Source organism: Marinobacter shengliensis (genome assembly GCF_030297115.1).
Lineage (GTDB): Bacteria > Pseudomonadota > Gammaproteobacteria > Pseudomonadales > Oleiphilaceae > Marinobacter > Marinobacter shengliensis.
Genome location: NZ_AP028062.1, coordinates 2,123,252 through 2,143,342, shown reverse-complemented (window position 1 = coordinate 2,143,342; position 20,091 = coordinate 2,123,252). Strand labels below are relative to the sequence as shown.

Annotated in this window: 21 protein-coding genes and 1 tRNA gene; 13 read left to right on the top strand and 9 right to left on the bottom strand. The window is 56.8% G+C overall.

Going from position 1 to position 20,091, the window contains the following annotated elements; all coding sequences use genetic code 11:
* Positions 1–8: 8 nt before the first annotated feature.
* Genes QUE75_RS09840 through QUE75_RS09830 form a run of 3 tightly spaced genes read left to right on the top strand, consistent with a single transcriptional unit; the run spans position 9 to position 2,379 of the window.
* Complete coding sequence (locus QUE75_RS09840) at positions 9–749, top strand: 5-oxoprolinase subunit PxpA (RefSeq protein WP_286255522.1); 741 nt, start codon at positions 9–11, stop codon at positions 747–749.
* Positions 746–1,429 carry a 5-oxoprolinase subunit PxpB gene (gene pxpB, locus QUE75_RS09835; RefSeq protein ID WP_286255520.1) on the top strand — a complete coding sequence of 228 codons (684 nt, stop codon included), beginning with the start codon at positions 746–748 and terminating at the stop codon, positions 1,427–1,429. The genes QUE75_RS09840 and pxpB overlap by 4 nt, the downstream gene beginning before the upstream one ends.
* On the top strand, positions 1,426–2,379 hold the full coding sequence (locus QUE75_RS09830) for a 5-oxoprolinase subunit C family protein (RefSeq protein ID WP_286255517.1): 954 nt from the start codon (positions 1,426–1,428) through the stop codon (positions 2,377–2,379). Before pxpB ends, QUE75_RS09830 begins: the two co-directional genes overlap by 4 nt.
* A 324-nt stretch (positions 2,380–2,703) precedes the next feature.
* On the opposite strand, the gene QUE75_RS09825 is transcribed toward QUE75_RS09830, so the two are convergent.
* Positions 2,704–2,794 (bottom strand) — tRNA-Ser (locus tag QUE75_RS09825).
* A 259-nt stretch (positions 2,795–3,053) separates the two neighbouring features.
* Between QUE75_RS09825 and QUE75_RS09820 the strand changes: the two genes are divergently transcribed.
* The 5 genes from QUE75_RS09820 (at position 3,054) to QUE75_RS09800 (ending at position 5,245) form a co-directional block, all read left to right on the top strand.
* Positions 3,054–3,755: a Bax inhibitor-1/YccA family protein gene (locus tag QUE75_RS09820; RefSeq protein ID WP_058089752.1), complete on the top strand. Its 702-nt coding sequence runs from the start codon at positions 3,054–3,056 to the stop codon at positions 3,753–3,755.
* Positions 3,756–3,856: 101 nt separating this feature from the next.
* On the top strand, positions 3,857–4,267 hold the full coding sequence (tusD, locus tag QUE75_RS09815; protein ID WP_286255510.1) for a sulfurtransferase complex subunit TusD: 411 nt from the start codon (positions 3,857–3,859) through the stop codon (positions 4,265–4,267).
* Between the two features lies 1 nt (position 4,268).
* Entirely contained in the window at positions 4,269–4,619 is a 351-nt protein-coding gene (locus QUE75_RS09810; RefSeq protein WP_061332847.1) for a DsrE family protein, read from the top strand.
* Between the two features lie 10 nt (positions 4,620–4,629).
* Positions 4,630–4,920, top strand: coding sequence for a sulfurtransferase complex subunit TusB (tusB, locus tag QUE75_RS09805; RefSeq protein ID WP_286255505.1), 291 nt, complete (start codon positions 4,630–4,632; stop codon positions 4,918–4,920).
* 4 nt (positions 4,921–4,924) lie between these two features.
* Entirely contained in the window at positions 4,925–5,245 is a 321-nt protein-coding gene (locus QUE75_RS09800; protein WP_061332843.1) for a TusE/DsrC/DsvC family sulfur relay protein, read from the top strand.
* Here the strand turns inward: QUE75_RS09800 and QUE75_RS09795 are convergent, their stop codons facing one another.
* From QUE75_RS09795 to nfuA, 3 genes are all read right to left on the bottom strand, one after another.
* Complete coding sequence (locus QUE75_RS09795) at positions 5,246–5,614, bottom strand: hypothetical protein (protein WP_286255502.1); 369 nt, start codon at positions 5,612–5,614, stop codon at positions 5,246–5,248.
* Positions 5,615–5,629: 15 nt separating this feature from the next.
* Positions 5,630–6,766, bottom strand: a complete 1,137-nt coding sequence (locus tag QUE75_RS09790; protein WP_286255500.1) for a DUF445 family protein — start codon at positions 6,764–6,766, stop codon at positions 5,630–5,632.
* Positions 6,767–7,051: 285 nt separating this feature from the next.
* Positions 7,052–7,639 carry a Fe-S biogenesis protein NfuA gene (nfuA, locus tag QUE75_RS09785; protein ID WP_058089746.1) on the bottom strand — a complete coding sequence of 196 codons (588 nt, stop codon included), beginning with the start codon at positions 7,637–7,639 and terminating at the stop codon, positions 7,052–7,054.
* A 241-nt stretch (positions 7,640–7,880) separates the two neighbouring features.
* On the opposite strand from nfuA, the gene metH reads away from it, so the two are divergent.
* The 4 genes from metH (at position 7,881) to QUE75_RS09765 (ending at position 14,352) form a co-directional block, all read left to right on the top strand.
* Entirely contained in the window at positions 7,881–11,579 is a 3,699-nt protein-coding gene (gene metH / locus QUE75_RS09780) for a methionine synthase (RefSeq protein WP_286255497.1), read from the top strand.
* Between the two features lie 14 nt (positions 11,580–11,593).
* Positions 11,594–11,833: a DUF2970 domain-containing protein gene (locus QUE75_RS09775; RefSeq protein ID WP_082780601.1), complete on the top strand. Its 240-nt coding sequence runs from the start codon at positions 11,594–11,596 to the stop codon at positions 11,831–11,833.
* Between the two features lie 367 nt (positions 11,834–12,200).
* The gene (locus tag QUE75_RS09770) at positions 12,201–13,853 is read left to right on the top strand and encodes a nitrite/sulfite reductase (RefSeq protein WP_138435562.1); all 1,653 of its coding nucleotides are present in this window, start codon (positions 12,201–12,203) and stop codon (positions 13,851–13,853) included.
* Positions 13,846–14,352: a DUF934 domain-containing protein gene (locus tag QUE75_RS09765; RefSeq protein ID WP_061332835.1), complete on the top strand. Its 507-nt coding sequence runs from the start codon at positions 13,846–13,848 to the stop codon at positions 14,350–14,352. Before QUE75_RS09770 ends, QUE75_RS09765 begins: the two co-directional genes overlap by 8 nt.
* A gap of 50 nt (positions 14,353–14,402) precedes the next feature.
* On the opposite strand, the gene sohB is transcribed toward QUE75_RS09765, so the two are convergent.
* Positions 14,403–15,464 (bottom strand): protease SohB, encoded by a 1,062-nt coding sequence (gene sohB, locus QUE75_RS09760; protein WP_106695716.1) that lies wholly within the window; start codon positions 15,462–15,464, stop codon positions 14,403–14,405.
* A 229-nt stretch (positions 15,465–15,693) separates the two neighbouring features.
* On the opposite strand from sohB, the gene QUE75_RS09755 reads away from it, so the two are divergent.
* Entirely contained in the window at positions 15,694–16,008 is a 315-nt protein-coding gene (locus QUE75_RS09755; protein WP_061332831.1) for an SCP2 sterol-binding domain-containing protein, read from the top strand.
* A gap of 79 nt (positions 16,009–16,087) precedes the next feature.
* Here QUE75_RS09755 and QUE75_RS09750 read toward each other — a convergent pair whose 3' ends face one another.
* From QUE75_RS09750 to QUE75_RS09735, 4 genes are all read right to left on the bottom strand, one after another.
* Positions 16,088–17,794, bottom strand: a complete 1,707-nt coding sequence (locus QUE75_RS09750; RefSeq protein WP_061332828.1) for a hypothetical protein — start codon at positions 17,792–17,794, stop codon at positions 16,088–16,090.
* A gap of 209 nt (positions 17,795–18,003) precedes the next feature.
* Positions 18,004–18,714: a DNA polymerase III subunit epsilon gene (gene dnaQ, locus QUE75_RS09745; protein WP_106695714.1), complete on the bottom strand. Its 711-nt coding sequence runs from the start codon at positions 18,712–18,714 to the stop codon at positions 18,004–18,006.
* Between the two features lie 46 nt (positions 18,715–18,760).
* A complete protein-coding gene (gene rnhA / locus QUE75_RS09740) occupies positions 18,761–19,204 on the bottom strand; it encodes a ribonuclease HI (protein ID WP_061332824.1) in 444 nt (147 codons plus the stop codon).
* Between the two features lie 16 nt (positions 19,205–19,220).
* Complete coding sequence (locus QUE75_RS09735; RefSeq protein ID WP_061332822.1) at positions 19,221–20,024, bottom strand: class I SAM-dependent methyltransferase; 804 nt, start codon at positions 20,022–20,024, stop codon at positions 19,221–19,223.
* Positions 20,025–20,091: the final 67 nt, after the last annotated feature.

Below are 20,091 nucleotides of genomic sequence, written 5' to 3'. Positions count from 1 at the left end.
GGTACGCTATGAAACTGAATTGCGATCTCGGCGAGAGTTACGGCGCCTGGCAGATGGGCCATGACGATCTGGTCATGCCCCTGATCGACATGGCTAATGTGGCCTGCGGGTTCCACGCCGCAGATCCCATGGTCATCCGCAACACGCTGGCGCTGGCATCGCGTTACCACGTGGAGATTGGCGCTCACCCTTCGTACCACGACCTCAGCGGATTTGGCCGGCGGTCTATCCACCACACCCCGGAAGAAATCGAAGCCCTTCTGCTTTATCAGTTGGGCGCCCTGGAGGGCATGTGTCGTAAAGAAGGTTTAAGCCTGAGTTACGTGAAGCCCCACGGCGCCTTGAACAACGACATGATGCGGGACCCAACCCTGTTGCACGCGGTCATGGTTGCCACCCGAACCTTCCGGCAGGATCTGCCCCTGATGATTCCGGTCACCCGGAAATACCGGGAGCATCAGCAAATGGCCGCCGATGTCGGCGTTCCCCTGCTGCTGGAAGCCTTTGCCGACCGAGCCTACGACGACGAAGGCCAACTGGTGTCCAGACGCCAGGCTGGGGCGGTGCACGAAGACCCTGAAATCATTGTGCGCCAGGCCCGGTACTTTGCCGAAAAAGGTGGCGTATTCAGTGCCACCGGTAACTGGCTTGAACTTCCTGCAGACAGCCTGTGCGTTCATGGCGACAACGAAGCCGCGCTTGAGGCGATCAAGGCCATCCGCAAGGCTCTTGGCAAACCCGGGCAATGATTGAAGCGGTTTCGGAAGATACCATCCTGATTACCCTGGCCGAGGCCATCGACGAGAGCCTGCCTGCCCGCATCGCCGGACTTGCCGACAACATTCGCAGTGCCGGTTCCCCCTGGTTAGTCGATATAGTTCCCTCATATACAACGCTGATGGTGGTCTACGATCCATTGAAGATCGACTTTCGGCAGGCTGTGTCTGAGCTGAGGCCACTGGTTACCCTCGAAAACACCTGTAAGCGCGCGCCGGATGAGAAGGGCCGACTGGTTGAGCTGCCGGTTTACTACAGCACCGAGACCGGGCCTGACCTGCAATGGCTGGCCTCAGAGTGCGGCCTGGAGTGCGAGGACATCATCCGCAAACACAGCGCCGTTGAGTACCGGGTCCATGCCCTTGGGTTTGCTCCCGGATTTGCCTTTATGGGGCAAGTGGACCCCACCATCGCCGCGCCCCGAAAGACCAGCCCCCGCAAACGGGTGCCCGCTGGCAGTGTTGGCATAGCCAACCGGCAGACCGCGGTCTACCCGCAGGCATCCCCTGGCGGCTGGCAATTGATTGGCCGGTGCCCGACACCCTTGTTCGACCAAACCAGCCTGTCACTGCTCAGGGTCGGCGACCGGGTGAGATTCAAAGCCATAAGCCGGGAGGCGTTTCTGGCCACGGGCGGGGAGCTGACCCCATGAGTTTTCTGGAAGTCGTCCGCCCCGGCGTACAAAGCACCATTCAAGACAGCGGTCGTCGGGGTTATCGCCACCATGGGCTGGCCGCAGGCGGCGCGCTGGACCTGATCAGCTATACCTGGGCCAACAAGCTGCTGGACAACCCTCGCAATGCGGCCTGTCTGGAGATTGTGCTGGGTGGATTTCGTGCCATTGCCCATGGTGCGCTTCAGGTAGCCCTCACCGGCGCCAGAACACGCGTAACGGTGAACAGGCAAACGGTTGATTTGTGGCAAACCCTGAACCTCAACGATGGTGACGAACTAACGATTGACCACTCAACGCACCATCGGCTTGTCTACCTGGCCGTGGTGGGTGGGTTGGATGCGCCGGAACAATTCGGGAGCCATTCGGTGGTTGTTCGGGAAAAGCTCGAGGGCCAGGGCCCGGTGCAGGCGGGAGACCGATTGATGCCGTTGCAGCCAAAGCGCCAAGTGCCAGAGCGGAAAGTACCAGATCACCAGCGTCCCGACCTTGATGCAGAAACGGTTATCCGGCTGATTCCGGGCTATCAATACCCTCAGTTTCAGCGAGCGGATATCATCAGGCTAACAACCAGCCGCTATACGGTTGGCGACCAATCCGACCGCATGGGCTTTCGACTCCAGGGAACGCCCCTGAGCTCCCCGCCCCCCGGAATTATTTCCGAAGGCATCGCCCTTGGAGCCGTCCAGATTCCCGGTGATGGTCAACCTATCGTCTTGCTGAACGATTGCCAGACCATTGGTGGCTACCCGAAGCCCGGCGTCGTTCCCGCCGTGGATTGCGGCCTTCTGGCCCAACAACTGCCTGGTGCCAGCGTCCGGTTTGAATTGTGTGACCTGGCTACTGTGCAGAATCAGCGGCGCCTGTTTGAGCTCCATTACCAGCACACTCGCTGGTGTCAGACCGGCCAGGAACTTGAGTGGCTCTGATACCACCGGCATGGTCCAGGTCGGGAACAGCCTGGCAAAAGGTGCACTCCTCGGTATCCACTGCAGCACCGCCGGTTTCCACGTAACGCACCCGATGGCTAGGGCTCCCACGATTGGCAGAGACGGCATAGCGCCGGTTCTTTCGATCCTGCTCGGTTTCCGGAATCTGGCTCTGATCCTGATCCATTAAAGCACCTGCTCACAACGGGCATTCGATTTCACACCAGTGTACTGGATTCGCAAAGAAGTTTAATACGCAGGAAGTTACGTAGTCTGTCGAAGGTATCGATTGGGGAGTATAGAGACCGGTGTCAGGAAGAAAAATGGCGGTGGGCCAGGGATTCGAACCCCGGGACGGCTATTAACCGTCGGCGGTTTTCAAGACCGCTGCATTCAGCCACTCTGCCAGCCCACCGTCTTACCGAAAAAACGCCAGAAGGCGTATTTCCGTTGCTGCCATTGCGACAGCGGGTGGAATGATACCGGATTTGCCATTACTGTCAACGCCTTGAAGAAAAAACGTTGGAAATTCCACTGGTTCTGGTCACGGTGCGAGCAAGATTACACCAGTTTAATGGAATCCATTGGGGCATTTTCTGTCGTAAATGATTGAAAGTTGCGGATTCGACATTATCATGGGACTCAGTATCCAGTTGCAATAAACGGAGATGACAATGGAAGACAGACGTTTCGGCGTTCAGAACAACCAGGCTGCCTACCCGCAGTCCGGTCAAGCCACCGGCGTAACAGCGGGCATTGATGAAGATGCGCTGAAGGTACTGCGCAACACCTACATGCTGCTTGGCATGACCCTGGCCTTCTCGGCCCTGACTGCGTTCCTGAACATGAACGGCACGCACCCGGGCTTCCTGATCACCATCGTTGGCTATATTGGCCTGCTGTTCGCGACCTATAAGCTCAAGAACAGCCCCTGGGGCATCGTAACCACCTTCGCCCTGACCGGCTTCATGGGGTACACCCTGGGCCCGATCATCGGCGCGTTCGTTGCCGCGGGTGCCTCTCAGATTGTCGCCCAGGCACTGACCCTGACAGCCGTAGCCTTTGTTGGTCTGTCAGCCACCGCGCTGATCACCAAGAAAGACTTCAGCTTTATGTCCAGCTTCCTGACGGCCGGTGCGTTCGTGCTAATCGGTGCCATGCTGCTGGCCTTCTTCATGCAGAGCTCTGCCCTGCACCTGGCGGTATCCGCTGGCTTCACCATTTTCGCCTCCATCATGATCCTGTTTGAAACCAGCCGGATCATCAAAGGCGGCGAGCGTAACTACGTGATCGCAACCGTTGGCCTGTACGTGGCCATCTACAACCTGTTTGTCAGCCTGCTGCACCTGCTGGCGGCATTCAGCGGCGACGATTGATTCGCCAGAGCAACGCGTTGAACAGGAACCCCGGCCTTTGCCGGGGTTCTTGCTTTCGGTAAACTGAAATCCGATCCATTCCTGACCGGCAACCTATCGTTATGTCTCCTCGCCTTTCTTACACCCTGGTCATTACCGGCGCTCCCTGGTCCAGCCAGGCACCACAAACAGCACTGGCATTCGCACAGGAGCTGATTGCAGCCGGCCACCACATCGACCGAGTGTTTCTTTATGGCGAGGGCGTACACCTAGCTTCAGCCCTGAGTACGCCCCCCTCCGATGAACCCGACTGGCCAGGCCAGTGGGCAGATTTCCTTGCTGACAACCAGACGCCTGGGGTCGCCTGCATTGCCTCGGCCTTGCGCCGGGGAATCGTCGACCAGGGCGAACAGGCGAGGTATGAACTCAGCGCCAACAACCTTCGCCAGCCATACCAGATAGCGGGCTTGGGCGAATGGGTGGAAGGCAACCTGAAGTCTGACCGTGTGATCTACTTTCATGGGAGCCACTAAGATGACCACCTTGATTGTGATTGATCAGGCTCCGTATGGCTCCTGGTCCGGTCGCGAAGCGCTGGATATGGTGTTTTCCCTGGCAGCCTTCGATCAACCAGCGGCATTGCTCTTTATCGGCGCTGGTGTTAACTGGCTGCGCAAATCCCAGGATGCCGGAGGCATCGGCCAGAAAACGGTTGAAAAGAACCTTGCTGCGGCACCGGTGTTCGGAGTCGAACAGATTCTCGCGGAACAATCCGCCTGCGAGCGTTTTCGGCTTGGTGAGGAAGACAGGCTGAATGGCGTGGAACTGATTCCATCGGTCAGAGACGCCCTTGATCGCTTTGAACGCATCGTTTTTGCAGGCTAAGGATGACGGAATGACACAGGAACAAACGATTCAGGCGACACTTCATATCCTGAACAAATCACCCAGTCACCCAAGGTTCGCAACCTGTCTGGCAGCCGTTCACGAAGGAGACACGCTGGCACTGGCGGAAAATGCGGTACTGGCGGTAACAGACAGCACCACTAGCCTGCCCCGAAACTGTGTTGCCCTTGGCGCAGACCTTGAGGCCAGAGGCCTGGCAGGCAACCCCAATGTACAAATCATCAGCTATGGCGATCTGGTGCGCCTGACTGCCGAACATTCACGCACCGTGAGCTGGTAATACAATGACGACTTTGCCGTTACGCAACAACGAGGGTTTTCTGGAAGACGCTGGCAGCTGGACCCCTGAGGTAGCACAGGAGATTGCCGCCGAGGACAGCATACAGCTAAATGAAAATCACTGGGAGATCATAGATTTCCTGAGGGAATTCTATAAACAACATGAAATGTCTCCGCCGTCAAACCGGTTATTTGTGAAGGCAGTGAAAGAAGCGTTCGGGGACGACAAGGGCAACAGTATCTACCTGATGCAGTTGTTCCCAGGCACACCCGCCAAAACCGCCTGCCGGATTGCCGGGCTACCCAGGCCAACCAACTGCCTTTGATCAGCGATCGCCCTGCCCTGGTGGCCGGCTACCACTGCTGGATTGGGATTTCTGCATTTCGGCAGTCGAGCCCAGAAAGCTGCTGAGCCCGTTCTCGAACAGATTGGAGCCAAACTTCAGGAATTGCTTGGTCGACTCCTTGGTCGCGCCTTCCCATGCATTTTGCGGGAGCTGCCGGACGGCATCGGCGACGCCTTTGTTGACACCCTTGGCCACCTTGGGCTCGATCTGGTCAGCGGCTTCCACCAACTCCTGCAGGCGTTCAGCCAGCCAGGGCCGAACTACGAAGTACCAGAACGCAAACAGAACAGCCGCCACCGTACCTGCGGTCAACAGCACCTGAACAATCATCAAAACCCACACAGACATTACCCGTCTCCCTTGTTAGCCACCCAGTGGCGGCATCGGCAGCTGGTTCATCGCGATAAACTGAATCAGGCCGGCCACTGCGCCGAACAAGCCCCCAACAAACATCAGCTGGAGCTCTTCTTCTCTGAACGCCGGCCGCAATATGTCCTGGAACTCCTCCGGACGGAGCGATTTCATCTGGCCCGCCAGCACACCGGCCACAATGGGTGCCCGCTCTTTGTTAAAAGCGGGATCGTTGAACACATCCCGGGTGGCGATCACCGCCTTCTGGTTCATCACTCGCTTGAGATCAATGTAGCCGGTCATACCGACCGTCACCTGCGCCGCCAGCTTCATAACCATGGAGTTATCGAGCATTGGGCGCAGATGCTTCTGGATGATAGCTCGGGTTCTTGCTCCGTGCTGGCCATTGATCATGGCGTCCGCCACCTTCTCAACGGTGATCAGTTCCTCGGCCACCAGACGTGCCCAGGTATCACTGATCTGCTCCTGACGGCGCAGAAACAACCCCTGAATCCGCCAAAACAGAACCCGGCGAGGGCGAAGCGGTGCAAAAATCAGATTAATGGCGATCCAGTTGGTGATAAAGCCAATGGCAAAACCACCGACCGGCAGCAGCCATGGCTCCGGATAGGCCAGCCACAGCGGCGCCAGGATGGCACCCAGCAAACCGCCAATGATGGCACCACGGTTGATGACCGATTGCAATTCAACGGAACCGGCTTCCCGGAAAATGCGATTCATCAGGTCAGGATGATTCTGCAATTCGCGGCTGAGCAGTGCTTTCAGATCCACCAGCTCATTCAGGTCGTCACCGAAATCCTCAACCAGCTCTTCAATCCTGTCCGGCAGCTGCTGCCTGGCCCATTGGTAGATCCTGGCGCGAACAAACAGCGGCAGGTTATCCCACAACACCGGCTGCACTTCGTACATGACTTCGTCGATGTATTCATCCATCCGTGGTGAAACCTGTGCCACCACCTGTTGAACAATGCGCTGGGGCTCCAGCTTTTGATAGACGGTATTCAGATCACCAAACTGCTGCAGCGTCCGGTCGATACAGATGTGCGCCATCTTCTCGGCTTTACGGGGGATAACACCCTGCCAACCAATAACGCCAATGCCGATGAAACGCACCGGGTGAAATGACATCTGTATCGCAAGCCAGTTCGTAAACCAGCCGACGACAGCAGCCATCACAGGTACGGATAAGAGAGCAAGGTCGAGCAAGTGTTACCCCGGTTTCAAGTCTGGCGGCAATGGCGCCGCTGATATCACTGTTTTTTATGGCACGGTACAGCAACCGTGCACGGTTCTGTTAATCAACAGGATAATGGAGTATTGCAGATATCAGGACATTGGCCGTGTAGCCACGAAAGACAGGCATCTGCGGCAGCCGCCGCGGTGAACGACGGCCTGGCAGAGGTAATGCAGAAATTACTGATAGTAGGCGTTTTCAGTGTTCGAGTGGTCGGTCACATCACGAACCGCAGTGATCTCCGGAACCCGCTCCTTGAGGGTTTTCTCAACACCTTGCTTGAGGGTCAGGCTGACGGCGGAACAGCCCTGGCAACCGCCACCGAAACGCAGCACTGCCACCGACTCCTCAACGATCTCGACCAGCGATACATCACCGCCGTGGGCCGCCAGATTGGGGTTGATCTCAGACGCCAGCACGTAGTTCACCCGCTCAGGAAGGGGGGCGTCATCAGACACCTGGGGCACTTTGGCGTTCGGCGCCTTGATGGTCAACTGGCCGCCCATCTGGTCTTTGGAGTAGTCCACGTAGGCATCTTCCAGAAACGGTACCGAGTTATGGTCCAGGAACAGGGTGAATTTCTGCAGATCAACCTGCTCGTCTGTAGGGACGACTTCGTTTGGCGGGCAATAGGCCAGACAGGTCTCGGCATTGCGGGTACCCGGCTGGGTGACGAAAATACGAACGCCCATGCCCTCGACATCCTGCTTTTCAATCAGTTGCGCAAGATAATCCCTTGCGGAATCAGTGACAGTTACCAAAGCCATGCTTCCTACCTGTTTTCAAATGTAGTCTCTATTTTAGGAGAGTTCGCAGGAACTTAAAAGACCAAGTAAAATAGTCGGGCTTTAACAGGATAATGAATTGCACGTATAACCTCCCGCCAGTAACTTTGTGGTCAGTGCTTGATAATGATCATCTGCATTAAGACGTATACGTACAATTTTGCTATGATCCCGCGCCGTCCGAACAAACACGACGTTATTAATGACCCCGGAAGAATTCCCTATGACCGATCGTACTACCCGCCTGGAACAGCTTCATAAGGCCCTCAAGGAACGCATCATCATCCTCGATGGTGGCATGGGCACCATGATCCAGAACCAGAAGCTGGACGAAGCCGCATTCCGGGGCGACCGATTCAAGGATTTCGACCGGGACGTTCAGGGCAACAACGATCTCCTCAACCTGACCCAGCCGGCCCTGCTCCGCAATATCCACGCAGACTACCTGGATGCCGGCGCAGACATCATCGAAACCAACACTTTCAATTCCACCCGCCTTTCCCAGGCGGACTACGGCATGGAAGATCTGGCCCGTGAATTGAACGTGGAAGCGGCCAGGATCGCTCGGGAAATCGCTGATGAGTTCACCGCCCGCAATCCGGACAAACCACGGTTTGTTGCCGGCGCCGTGGGCCCTACATCGCGCACCGCCTCCATCTCACCAGACGTCAATAACCCGGGTTACCGGAATGTGGATTTCCAGACCCTGGTGGATAATTACTATGAAGCGGTCTCCGGGCTGGTGGAAGGCGGCTCCGATCTGATCCTGATTGAAACCATTTTCGACACCCTGAACGCCAAGGCCGCCATTTACGCGACCCAGCAGTTCTTTGAGGACAACGGTTTTGAACTGCCGATCATGATCTCCGGCACCATTACCGACGCGTCCGGTCGAACACTGTCGGGCCAGACCACCGAGGCCTTCTACAACTCCATCGCCCATGCGAAACCCATCTCAGTGGGTCTTAACTGCGCCCTGGGTGCGGACGCGTTGCGCCCTTATGTGGAAGAGCTGGCCAACAAGGCAGAAACCTATGTGTCAGCCCACCCCAACGCCGGGCTGCCCAACGAATTTGGCGAATACGACCAGACCCCCGAAGAAATGGCCGATATCATTGAGGGCTTCGCCAAGGACGGGTTCCTGAACATCATCGGGGGTTGTTGCGGTTCACGCCCGGATCACATTGAAGCCGTTGCCAAGGCGGTGTCCAAGTATCCGCCCCGGAAGATTCCCGATCGCCCCAAGGCACTGCGCCTGTCAGGCCTCGAACCCTTTACCGGTGACGAAAACACGCTGTTCATTAACGTGGGCGAACGCACCAATGTGACCGGCTCCAAGCGATTTTTGAGACTGATCAAGGAAGAACAGTACGAGGAAGCGCTGAGCGTGGCCCGGGACCAGGTGGAAAACGGCGCCCAGATCATCGATATCAACATGGACGAGGGCATGCTGGATTCAAGGGAGGTTATGGAGACCTTCCTGAAACTGGTGGCATCCGAACCTGACATTTCCCGCGTGCCGATCATGATCGATTCTTCCAAGTGGGAAGTGATCGAGGCCGGTCTTCGATGCATTCAGGGCAAGGCGGTGGTGAACTCCATCAGCCTCAAGGAAGGCGAGGAAGAGTTCATCAAGCGGGCAAAAGACTGCATGCGCTACGGTGCGGCCGTTGTCGTCATGGCCTTTGACGAAGACGGCCAGGCCGACACCTTCGAGCGTAAAACCGAGATCTGCAAACGCTCTTACGACGTGCTGACCAGTATCGGCTTTAACCCGGCCGACATTATTTTTGATCCGAACATCTTCGCCATCGCCACCGGCATCGAAGAGCACAACAACTATGCGGTGGACTTCATCAATGCCACCCGCTGGATCAGGGAAAACCTGCCCCACGCGTCCATCTCCGGTGGCGTGAGTAACGTCTCGTTTTCTTTCCGCGGTAACGATGCGGTGCGCGAGGCCATTCACTCCGTTTTCCTGTATCACGCGGTCAAGGCCGGCATGAACATGGGCATAGTGAACCCGGGCCAGTTGGTGATCTATGACGAGATCGAGCCAGACCTGAAAGAATTGGTGGAAGACGTCGTCCTGAACCGCCGCGATGACTCAACAGATCGCTTGCTTGAGGCGGCCGAAAAGTTCAAAGGCAAAGGCGGCCAGACCAAAGAAGAAGACCTTGCCTGGCGTGAATGGCCCGTCGAGAAGCGTCTTGAGCATGCCCTGGTGAAAGGCATTACCAGTTACATTATTGACGACACAGAAGCCTGCCGGCAGAACGCCAGCCACCCCATCGAAGTGATCGAAGGCCCGCTGATGGCGGGTATGAATGTGGTCGGCGACCTGTTCGGTGATGGAAAGATGTTCCTGCCCCAGGTGGTCAAGAGCGCCCGGGTAATGAAGCAGGCCGTCGCCCACTTGATCCCGTTCATCGAGGCTGAGAAAACAGAAGACCAGCAGGCCAAGGGCAAGATTCTGATGGCCACCGTGAAGGGCGACGTACACGACATTGGCAAGAACATCGTGGGCGTGGTCCTGCAGTGCAATAACTACGAAGTCATCGACCTAGGCGTGATGGTGCCCTGCGAGAAGATTCTGGACGTTGCGAAAAAAGAGAATGTCGACATTATTGGTCTGAGCGGCCTGATCACACCCTCGCTGGATGAAATGGTCCATGTTGCCCGGGAAATGCAGAGGCTGGATTTCAATATCCCGCTGATGATTGGCGGTGCCACCACCTCCAAAGCCCACACTGCGGTGAAGATCGAGCCCCAGTACAAGAACGACATTGCCCTGTACGTATCCGATGCGTCCCGGTGCGTAAACGTGGCCTCTCAGCTTCTGAGCAAGACCGCAAAGCCCACGCTCGTGGAAGCCGCCCGTACCGAGTACGACGAGATCCGTGAGCGCCGCAAGAACCGTGGCGACCGTACAAAGCTGGTGTCAATGTCAGAAGCACGGGCACGGGCACCGGAACTCGATTTCGAGACTTACCAGCCACCGAAACCGGCCTTCACCGGGGTGCGGGCGTTCAACGATTACGACCTGAACGAACTGGTGGACTACATCGATTGGACGCCGTTTTTCATTTCCTGGGACATTGCCGGCAAATACCCGGCAATCTTCGACGATCCGAAGCGGGGCGAAGCTGCACGCACCCTGTTCGACGACGCCCAGAAACTGCTCAAGAAGATGATCGAAGATAAACGCATCACCGCCAGAGGCGTGATTGGCTTCTGGCCGGCCAACCGTCGCGGAGACGACATTGTCGTTTACACAGACGAGTCCCGCACCGAGGAGCTGACCACCCTGCACCACCTTCGCCAGCAAGACGAAAAAGCGCCCGGCAAACCCATGATGGCCCTGTCTGATTTTGTGGCCCCTGAAGACTCCAACGTGGGTGACTATGTCGGCGGCTTTGCCGTAACCACCGGTATTGGGGTGGACGAACTGACCAAAGAGTTCAAGGATGCCCACGACGATTACAGCGCCATTATGGTCCAGGCTCTGGCAGACCGGCTTGCAGAAGCCTTTGCCGAGCGTATGCACGAACGGGTTCGCAAAGAATTCTGGGGCTATGCAACCGATGAACAGCTGGCCAACGATGACCTGATCAAGGAACGGTACCAGGGCATCCGCCCGGCCCCCGGCTATCCTGCCTGCCCTGACCATACAGAGAAAGCCACCCTGTTCAAACTGCTGGATGCAACAGCCAACACCAGCCTCCAGCTGACCGAACACTTTGCCATGTACCCAACGGCAGCGGTCTCTGGCTGGTACTTTGCCCACCCGGAATCCAAATACTTTGCCGTCGGCAAAATTGGCGTGGACCAGGTTGAAGACTATGCTGAACGAAAAGGGCTGTCCAAAGCAGAAGCTGAGCGCTGGCTGATGCCCAGCCTGGCCTACGATCCGGCCGAATAAATCAGGGTGACTCAATGAACGATATGGCTGACAACAACAATAATAGCAGCAAGAAAAAGCCCGGTTCGCCGGGCGTTCTGAAAATCATGCAAAGTATCCTCGCCGGCGCTTTGGGGGTGCAGTCTGAAAAGCGCCGACAAGAGGATTTTGCCAGCCACAGCCCGGTGCCCTACATCATTGCCGGGCTGCTGTTTGGCGCTGCGTTTGTGGGCGGGCTGATACTGGTGGTAAAGGTGGTGCTGGCAGGCCAGTAGCGCTACTGGCCGGCAACCCACACTACCGCAAAGGCAACAGCCAGCAACACCAGTAACACTGCTGCAACGGCATCGGCCTGGCTATCTGAATCCGCTGTCTTTTTCATAGCTTACTCCTCGGTTATCCAGTCTTGTTGTTGTTGTTTCAGTACCCGGCTTTTATTAAAGCAGGAAATTGATATTCGTCCAGTCCTGCCCGCCGCTGCTGATTTTCCTGCTTATCACCTGAATCGATAATGATATTTTGAAATAATCATTTTAAGAATAAAAACCCAGTGATATCCTCCGCTTCAGGAATAAGGCCCAATGTCATTTTGGCGCCATTCAACAACCGCATTTCAGAAGTTACCAGGCAGGACGTTACCCTATGTACGTTTATGATGAGCACGACCGGCAAATTGCCGCGGAACGTGTCGCACAGTTTCGGGACCAAACCGAGCGGGCCCTGGCGGGCGAGCTGGCGGAAGAAGAGTTTCTTCCACTTCGTCTGCAGAACGGTCTCTACGTTCAGCGTCTTGCACCCATGCTGCGTATCTGTGTGCCCTATGGCATGCTCCGTTCAGACCAGATCCGCCGCCTGGCCCGCATCACCCGTGATTACGACAAGGGTTATGCGCATTTTACAACCCGTACCAACATCCAGCTGAACTGGCCAAACCTGGAAGACGTTCCGGATATCCTGGCCGAACTGGCCGAAGTGGAAATGCATGCCAACCAGACCAGCGGTAACTGCATCCGTAACACCACCACAGACCAGTTCTCCGGTGTTCAGGCCGATGAAATCGCCGACCCTCGCCCTTACTGCGAGATTATCCGGCAGTGGTCGACCTTCCACCCGGAATTCGCTTTCCTTCCTCGCAAATTCAAGGTGGCGGTTAATGCCTCCGAAAAGACGGACCGGGCGGCCATTCAGGTACACGATATCGGCCTGCAACTGGTCCGGAATGATCAGGGTGAGCTGGGCTTCCGCGTACACGTAGGTGGCGGCCTGGGCCGCACGCCCATGGTGGGGCCAGTCATTCGGGAATTCCTGCCGGAACTCGACCTTCTGACTTACCTGGAGGCGGTCCTGCGGGTCTATAACCGTTACGGCCGGCGCGACAACAAGTTCAAGGCACGCATCAAGATTCTGGTGAAGGCACTGACCCCGGAAGGTTTCGCCGAGAAAGTCGAAGCTGAATGGGCACACATCAAAGACTCCCCGACTCGGCTGACCCCGGAAGCGATCCGCAAATTCCAGGGCTATTTCACCGAGCCTGACTACGAGACACTGGAGAACGCCACTGCCCTGCTGAGTGAGCAACGATTTGAGAACCGCGAATTCGACAAGTGGCTGACTCACAACGTCAGCGAGCACAAGAAGCCCGGCTATGCCAGTGTCACCCTGACCCTGAAAAAAACCGGGACCCCGCCGGGTGACGTGACCGATTATCAGCTTGAGCAGATTGCCGACCTGGCGGACCAGTTCAGCTTTGGTGAGGCCCGCGCGACACACGAGCAGAATGTGGTTCTGGCCGATGTTCGCCAGGACCAGCTGTTCGAGCTCTGGCAGCGCCTCGTTCCCTTGGGCTTTGCCACTGCCAACCTGAACACCCTGACCGACGTCATCTGCTGCCCGGGCGGCGATTTCTGCGCCCTGGCCAACGCCAAATCGATTCCCGTTGCTGAGGCTATCCAGCGTCGCTTTGATGATCTGGATTACCTGTACGACCTCGGCCCCATCGACCTCAACATCTCCGGCTGCATGAATGCCTGTGGCCACCACCACGTTGGTAACATTGGCGTGCTGGGCGTTGACAAGAAAGGCGAAGAGTTCTACCAGATCAGTCTCGGTGGCGACTCCCATCATGACGCCGCCATTGGCAAGATTCTGGGGCCCTCGTTTGCAAGGGACCAGATGCCCGAAGTGATTGCCAAGATCATTGATGTATATGTCGACAAACGGAGCGAGGAAGAAACCTTCCTGGATACCTATCGCCGTGTTGGTATTGAACCATTCAAGGAGCGGGTCTATGCCTGATGTAATCGCTGCTGACGGCAGCATCCGTAACGACAGCTGGGTGGTCGTAGAGCGCCCTGCCGAGGGTGAATCCCTCAATGTAGCCGCAGGCCAACCTGCGCTGATTCCCGCGGATCTGTGGCTTGCAGGCTACGAGCACTACGTAGGCCGGGATGATATCGGAGTCTGGTTCGACAGCCATGACGAGCCCGAAATGCTTGGGGAAAAGGTTAAGGAATTACCGTTGATTGCGGTGAACTTTCCACGCTTTGTGGATGGCCGGGGTTACAGTATCGCCCGCCTGCTGCGGGAAAGGTTTGGCTACCAGGGAGAGCTGAGAGCTATCGGAGATGTACTGCTGGACCAGTTGCAGTTCATGAAACGGTGCGGCTTCGATTCCTACGTGCTGCGGGCCGACAAGGACATCAGCAAGGCAGCTCGCTGCCTGAACTTCTTCAGCCAGGCCTACCAGGCCGCCACCGATACCGACCAGCCCCTGTTCCGTCGCAGGGCTTCCTGAGCGATCACGGGTGGGCGCAGAGCGTTAAACTCTCTGCGCCCGACCCTGACTTACTGAATTTTCTGATTACGGAAAGCACTGAGCACCCGCCAAACGGTATGCTCAAGCGCCGCACTGGTGGCCAGGCCAAGCCGTTCCGGCAGGGTTCTCTTACGCTGGAATGACACCGAGACCACCTCACCCCGATCGCAGGCCTCTATCAGGTATTCGTCCGACGTCTTGATATCGTCAATGAGCTTGACCTCAAGGGCACGCTTGCCAAACCAGATGTCGCCATTGGCCACCGCCTGGATATCCAGCGCAGGGCGCCGCTCGCTGACGTATTCCTTGAACAGGCCGTGGGTATCTTCAAGGTCCGCGAGAAATTTCTGCCGGCCCTTTTCGGTGTTCTCTCCAAACACGGTCAGTGTGCGCTTGTGCTCACCGGCGGTCAGCACTTCAAAATCCACATCGTTCTTCTGCAGGAAACGATGGAAGTTCGGCAGCTGGGCAACCACACCAATCGAACCCAGAACTGCAAAGGGCGACGCAATGATCTTGTCGGCAACGCAAGCCATCATGTAACCACCGCTGGCCGCCACCTTGTCTACGCAGGCCGTCAGGGGAACCCCTTTACTGCGAATCCGGTCAAGCTGTGCGGCTGCCAGACCATAGGCGTGCACGAGGCCGCCACCGCTTTCCAGGCGAACCACCACCTCGTCTGTCTCCGGGTTGGCGACACTGAGCACCGCAGAGACCGACCGCCTGAGCGTGTCGGTATCGCTGGCTTTGATGTCGCCATCGAAGTCGATGACATAGATGCGTGGTTTGGAGGCCTTTTCTTCCTCAGCGGTTTTATCCTGTTTGGCCGATTTTTTCTCGGCTTTCTCTTCTTTTTTCTTTTGTTTCTGCCAGGCCTTGTGTTCGGCGTCTGACATCAACCGGGACTGGATGGATTCTTTCAGTTTCCGGTACTGGTCGTTCAGTTTGCGAATTTTGAGCTCGCCCTCTCCTTCATGATCACTCCGGTCCCGCTGGGTGGCGGAGAAAATCACCGAGGCCAGAATGATGGCGGCCACCACGAAGGTCACCACTTTAGCGAGGAAAAGTCCGTATTCGGTCAGAAATTCCAAAATGCAGTCTCCAGACGTCGTTGCAAAGCCATGAGTGTACCCCCTCACAGGGGGCGTGATAAGTCCAAAAGAAAATTAAAACAAGCGTTCGATCAAGCTTGACACAACCGTGTTCTAACCATAAAGTCGGATGGCGAGGTCGGCGCTACCCGGGCTATCAAACAGGCTTCTGAGGCCAGGGATTCCAAGCCGTCACCATGACAAGACAACCACTCAAAAGGGTAAAACAATGTCTGTAGCTCAGGTATTTGAAAAACTCGAACAGAATTTCAACGCAGACGCGGCACAAGGCCTGGATCTGGTGTTCCAGTTCGACATCGAAGATGACAAAACCTACCACCTGGTGATCAACGACGGCACTTGCAAGCTGCACGAAGGCGCGAACGACGATCCTTCCGTTACCCTGATCATGAACTCCGACACCCTGCAGGGTATCGTTTCCGGCGAAACCGACGGCATGCAGGCATTCATGGCTGGTCAGCTGCGCGCCGAAGGCGACATGATGCTGGCAACCAAGCTGGGTGAACTGTTCAAGATGGGCTAAGCCCCGCTTAACAGGCCATAAAAAAACCTGCGCAAGTCGCAGGTTTTTTTTGGTCGCTTCAACGACACCGAAGCCGTTATTACAGCCCGACGTCGCCCAACGACGATTCCGCCAGTTTCAGCAGGTCGCTGTTGCTCTCTTCGCGGCGGCCAATGCTTTCAATGTAGTACTCCAGCGACGTAAGCGCGTCCGCCAGCGCTTCAAGCACCTGAGGTGCCGGCGCTTCCCTCGCATCCAGTAGCTGCTCCTGAATGGATGCCGCTACCCGCGCAATGACACTGGCAGCCTGGGGGTCGTTCACCATCTGCAAACCACCCCAGATACTGCGCAGGGTGCCCGGCAGGTTGGCCAGGTGCAACTTGTCGTAGTCGGATTCGATAAACGCGGTAATAGCACGCTTGGCCAGGGTCAGGGCGCTACGCGCCTCGTCTGCAACCACCCAGATGGCTTCCTGCAGGTAGACGGACTCGTCCCGCTTGCGTTCACTGCCTGCCAACGCATCGGTCTCCGAGGTAATACCTCGAATGACGATCTGCATGACGGCATCCTCCACCCCCAGCACCGAATCGGCCAGGCGATAGAGTTCGTCCTCTGCCGGCAGGCGCTTCTCCTCCTCCCACTGACGGAGTTTCGTCGCTTCCTCACGGGCAATACCGGCCAGGCGATTGAGATCGAGCATCACCAGGGTGTTCGCCAGGCGCTCGAGGGCGTCAGCGATGGACGCCAGCTCGGCCAGGTCTGGCTCAATACCCCGTTCGATGATGTCCAGCTTATCCTTCAGCTGATTGAGCTCTTCCTGCAGCGCTTCCGACAAGGATTTCAGTACATCCGAACCCGGGCCGTAAAGCCGGCGCGAGTGGGCTTCAAGGATAGCATCGGGAAACTCAGAGGGCGCCAGCCGGTATGCGGAAAGAACGCTCGCCACCTCGGGATTAGCGGACCCGCTGCGGTACAAAAGGTAGACAAGGTCTTTGATGACCGAGTCAGGGGCATCTTTGGTGGTGGCCACTTTGCCAACGTACACCACTTCGCGGGCATACTTCTCTATTCGCATAAGCAGACGTTTGCGGGCTTTATTGAAGCCCATGGCCCGGTCCAGCATGGTGTCTGCAACCACAGACAGCAAGCACCACATCTGGCCCATTGGCGCGCCCTGGCAAAGTCTGGCAAAGCCACGGGAAGCTCTGGCCACCAGCTTTTTGCTGACCACCTCATTACGCTCACGAAGAATGCCAAGGAGAGCGACCTGGAGGGTCAGGCGCATACGCCTGGCGAGAATTTCGTATTCGGCATCGCCGCCTTCAAGCGGCTGAAGCGAGAGCCCGGAGCAGAAATCCGGACGCTCTTTCACATCCACATCAAAGAAACAGGATTCGGGATAGGGTTTCTCGCGCCGCGCCTCGCGCAGATCATTGATCACCGGCAGCAGCAATTCCGGATGGTCTTCCCGTTGCTGGTGGTAATATTCAACGTAGCGACGCAAGATAAACAGGGCGCTGTTGAGGGTCGTCAGCAGAATGTTCTTGTCGTCATTGGCGCCAACGGGCACGTCGTTGGCCAGGTTTACTGCCTCCTGACACAGCAGGGTTCCACCACGCAATTCCACCAGAATGAAGATGCCCCGCAACTGATTGAGATAATCAACACAGTTCTGCAGGTCTTCCCCACTCTCACGATTTTCCTGAAAGCGCTCAAGGCTGGATTCTGCCTGTTTGATGGTCTGTTCGATTTCGCTTTTGACCAAATCAAACGACTGCGATTTCGTCGCCAGAGACGATTGAACCATAAACGCTTCCTGTTACTTTGCGGAGACTACCGCATCCTGTTCGTGAACTAATGCCGGGGACATGGGGCCGGCGTTTGTTATGGGCCATGCACCCTGCCGGCCAACATTCAGCTCGCAGAAAACTGGCGAACTTATCATTACTTATAACATAAAACTCAAGTACCTCAAGAAAGGCGGAATGTAACAAATGGTACACCCTGACGTGGTTCTCATTCCGATTGCTGTAATTTGCTCCAGACGGTGTGGCCGGCCTGCTTCTCCATCATCGCCAGAAATTCTTCATGGGCCGAGGCCTCGGCGTCATCAGCACGGATCACAGCCAAAGCCGGTCGGTTGCCAGTCAGGCGGCGGATGCCACCGGCAGTTCCATCATCGCCAGCCCCGGCATCCAGGGATAACGCTGTTTGCCCGCCGGTCATCAACAAATAAACGTCAGCCAGAATCTCCGCATCCAGCAACGCGCCGTGCAGTTCCCGGTTACTGTTATCTACTCCGTAGCGTTTGCACAGGGCATCCAGGTTGTTCTTCTGACCCGGATGCTTGGCCCGGGCGATGGCCAGCGAGTCGACGATGCCGCAGTGGTCAGCGGTTTTCCGGACCGGCTTGAGGCGCGCGAACTCGGCGTCCATGAAGCCGACGTCAAAAGCCGCGTTATGTATAACCAGCTCCGCACCCTTGATAAACTCGAAAAATTCGTCGGCAATTTCGGCGAACCTGGGTTTGTCGGTCAGAAACTCATTGGTGATGCCGTGAACGGTGATAGCTTCGGCCTCAACCTCCCGTTCTGGATTGATGTAGACGTGGTAATTACGGCCCGTCAGCTCACGTTCAATGACTTCAACGCAGCCAATCTCGATAATGCGGTGGCCGTCGTTCGGGTCGATACCCGTGGTTTCGGTATCCAGTACGATCTGTCTCATGTCTCTGTGCTCTCTGTTTCCGTCGTCGCCCACGCCACAGGCCGCGTCAGGCGCTGGTCAGTTCGTCAACGCCACGGTTGGCCAGTTCATCCGCAAGCTCGTTGTCGGGGTTACCGGAATGGCCCTTGACCCAGTGCCAGTTCACCTTATGTCGTGCCGTTTCGGTGTCCAACTCTTGCCATAAGTCGGCGTTCTTGACTGGCTTCTTCGCCGAATTCTTCCAGCCGTTTCGCTTCCAGCCCGCCATCCATTCCGTGATGCCCTTGCGGACATACTGGGAGTCTGTATACAGCTCAACCTCACATGCACGGTTCAGGGCCCTCAAACCGCGAATAGCGGCCATAAGCTCCATACGGTTGTTCGTGGTCTGGCGCTCACCACCATGCAGGGTCTTGCAGGCATCTCCGTATCGCAAAACCACACCCCACCCACCGGGACCAGGATTGCCTTTACAGGCACCATCGGTGTACATCACCACCTTGCCAGCCATTTACTCTCCCAATTATTCATTGATTCTCTGTCGCGCCAGCGCTCTGGCTTGAACACCCCCGCGAGGCACCCACCGTGCCGGGCATCGAGATCACTTTGCTCTTGCGCCAGGGCGCCCGCCTGCGGATGGGGGCGTACACACGCTTGCGGGCAAGGATACAGTAATACGCGCCGACCGGCAGGAAATGACCGTTCTCATTCAGGGTACGGTGATTCCTGGTGGTGTAGCCTTCCTTTCTCTGAACCGGCAGGGTGCAAAAATGGGTGCAGGAAGTCTCAAGCTCAAAGCCGAGCAGCTGGAGCCAATCCTCCATCCGTGAACGCATCAGGAAGCGCCCTCCCCAGGGCCCTTGATGATGTCTTGAAAGCAGACGCCTGACACCCCAAAGGCTCAGTGGATTGAATCCAATCAGCGCAATACGCCCCTCGCCCCTCAACACCCGGGCCGATTCCCGTAATACCTCGTGGGGATCCGGGGAGAAATCCGCTGTGTGGTGCAGTATCACCAGATCCATGGAGTCCCCTGGAAACGGCAGTTCGTCAGCATCACACACTGCTACACCATCCGGCATCTGCGGGTGCCAGCCAGGCGTGGTGATGATTTTCTGGACGAAATCGGCGCCGCTGGCAAGCGGCAGCCTGTGGCTTAGCCCCACCTGCAGTTGCCGGGCCCCGGCCAGGCCTTCGAATGCATGATCAAGTACCCGGCGCTGGCTGGCCAGCAACGATCTGCCAAGCGGAGTCTGGAACCAGCGCTCGAAACTCTCATGCCTTTGTGAGTAGTCCACCGCCCCTGAGGCGCCCAATCTGAATCTCTGCATTAACCGGATTCCCCTGCACCGCCTTTTGTTCCCGGCTCACGAACGACCCTTGGGATAGAAACGGCGT

Excerpts from the sequence above, each read along its gene's own strand:
- QUE75_RS09775 (WP_082780601.1), top strand. The coding sequence starts at position 11,594 with ATGAACGATATGGCTGACAACAACAATAATAGCAGCAAGAAAAAGCCC.
- QUE75_RS09800 (WP_061332843.1), top strand. The coding sequence starts at position 4,925 with ATGACGACTTTGCCGTTACGCAACAACGAGGGTTTTCTGGAAGACGCT.
- QUE75_RS09755 (WP_061332831.1), top strand. The coding sequence starts at position 15,694 with ATGTCTGTAGCTCAGGTATTTGAAAAACTCGAACAGAATTTCAACGCA.
- metH (WP_286255497.1), top strand. The coding sequence starts at position 7,881 with ATGACCGATCGTACTACCCGCCTGGAACAGCTTCATAAGGCCCTCAAG.
- QUE75_RS09840 (WP_286255522.1), top strand. The coding sequence starts at position 9 with ATGAAACTGAATTGCGATCTCGGCGAGAGTTACGGCGCCTGGCAGATG.
- QUE75_RS09735 (WP_061332822.1), bottom strand. The coding sequence starts at position 20,024 with ATGCAGAGATTCAGATTGGGCGCCTCAGGGGCGGTGGACTACTCACAA.
- QUE75_RS09750 (WP_061332828.1), bottom strand. The coding sequence starts at position 17,794 with ATGGTTCAATCGTCTCTGGCGACGAAATCGCAGTCGTTTGATTTGGTC.
- QUE75_RS09810 (WP_061332847.1), top strand. The coding sequence starts at position 4,269 with ATGACCACCTTGATTGTGATTGATCAGGCTCCGTATGGCTCCTGGTCC.
- QUE75_RS09795 (WP_286255502.1), bottom strand. The coding sequence starts at position 5,614 with ATGTCTGTGTGGGTTTTGATGATTGTTCAGGTGCTGTTGACCGCAGGT.
- QUE75_RS09820 (WP_058089752.1), top strand. The coding sequence starts at position 3,054 with ATGGAAGACAGACGTTTCGGCGTTCAGAACAACCAGGCTGCCTACCCG.
- tusB (WP_286255505.1), top strand. The coding sequence starts at position 4,630 with ATGACACAGGAACAAACGATTCAGGCGACACTTCATATCCTGAACAAA.
- QUE75_RS09765 (WP_061332835.1), top strand. The coding sequence starts at position 13,846 with ATGCCTGATGTAATCGCTGCTGACGGCAGCATCCGTAACGACAGCTGG.
- QUE75_RS09770 (WP_138435562.1), top strand. The coding sequence starts at position 12,201 with ATGTACGTTTATGATGAGCACGACCGGCAAATTGCCGCGGAACGTGTC.
- tusD (WP_286255510.1), top strand. The coding sequence starts at position 3,857 with ATGTCTCCTCGCCTTTCTTACACCCTGGTCATTACCGGCGCTCCCTGG.
- pxpB (WP_286255520.1), top strand. The coding sequence starts at position 746 with ATGATTGAAGCGGTTTCGGAAGATACCATCCTGATTACCCTGGCCGAG.
- dnaQ (WP_106695714.1), bottom strand. The coding sequence starts at position 18,714 with ATGAGACAGATCGTACTGGATACCGAAACCACGGGTATCGACCCGAAC.
- nfuA (WP_058089746.1), bottom strand. The coding sequence starts at position 7,639 with ATGGCTTTGGTAACTGTCACTGATTCCGCAAGGGATTATCTTGCGCAA.
- QUE75_RS09790 (WP_286255500.1), bottom strand. The coding sequence starts at position 6,766 with ATGTCATTTCACCCGGTGCGTTTCATCGGCATTGGCGTTATTGGTTGG.
- rnhA (WP_061332824.1), bottom strand. The coding sequence starts at position 19,204 with ATGGCTGGCAAGGTGGTGATGTACACCGATGGTGCCTGTAAAGGCAAT.
- QUE75_RS09830 (WP_286255517.1), top strand. The coding sequence starts at position 1,426 with ATGAGTTTTCTGGAAGTCGTCCGCCCCGGCGTACAAAGCACCATTCAA.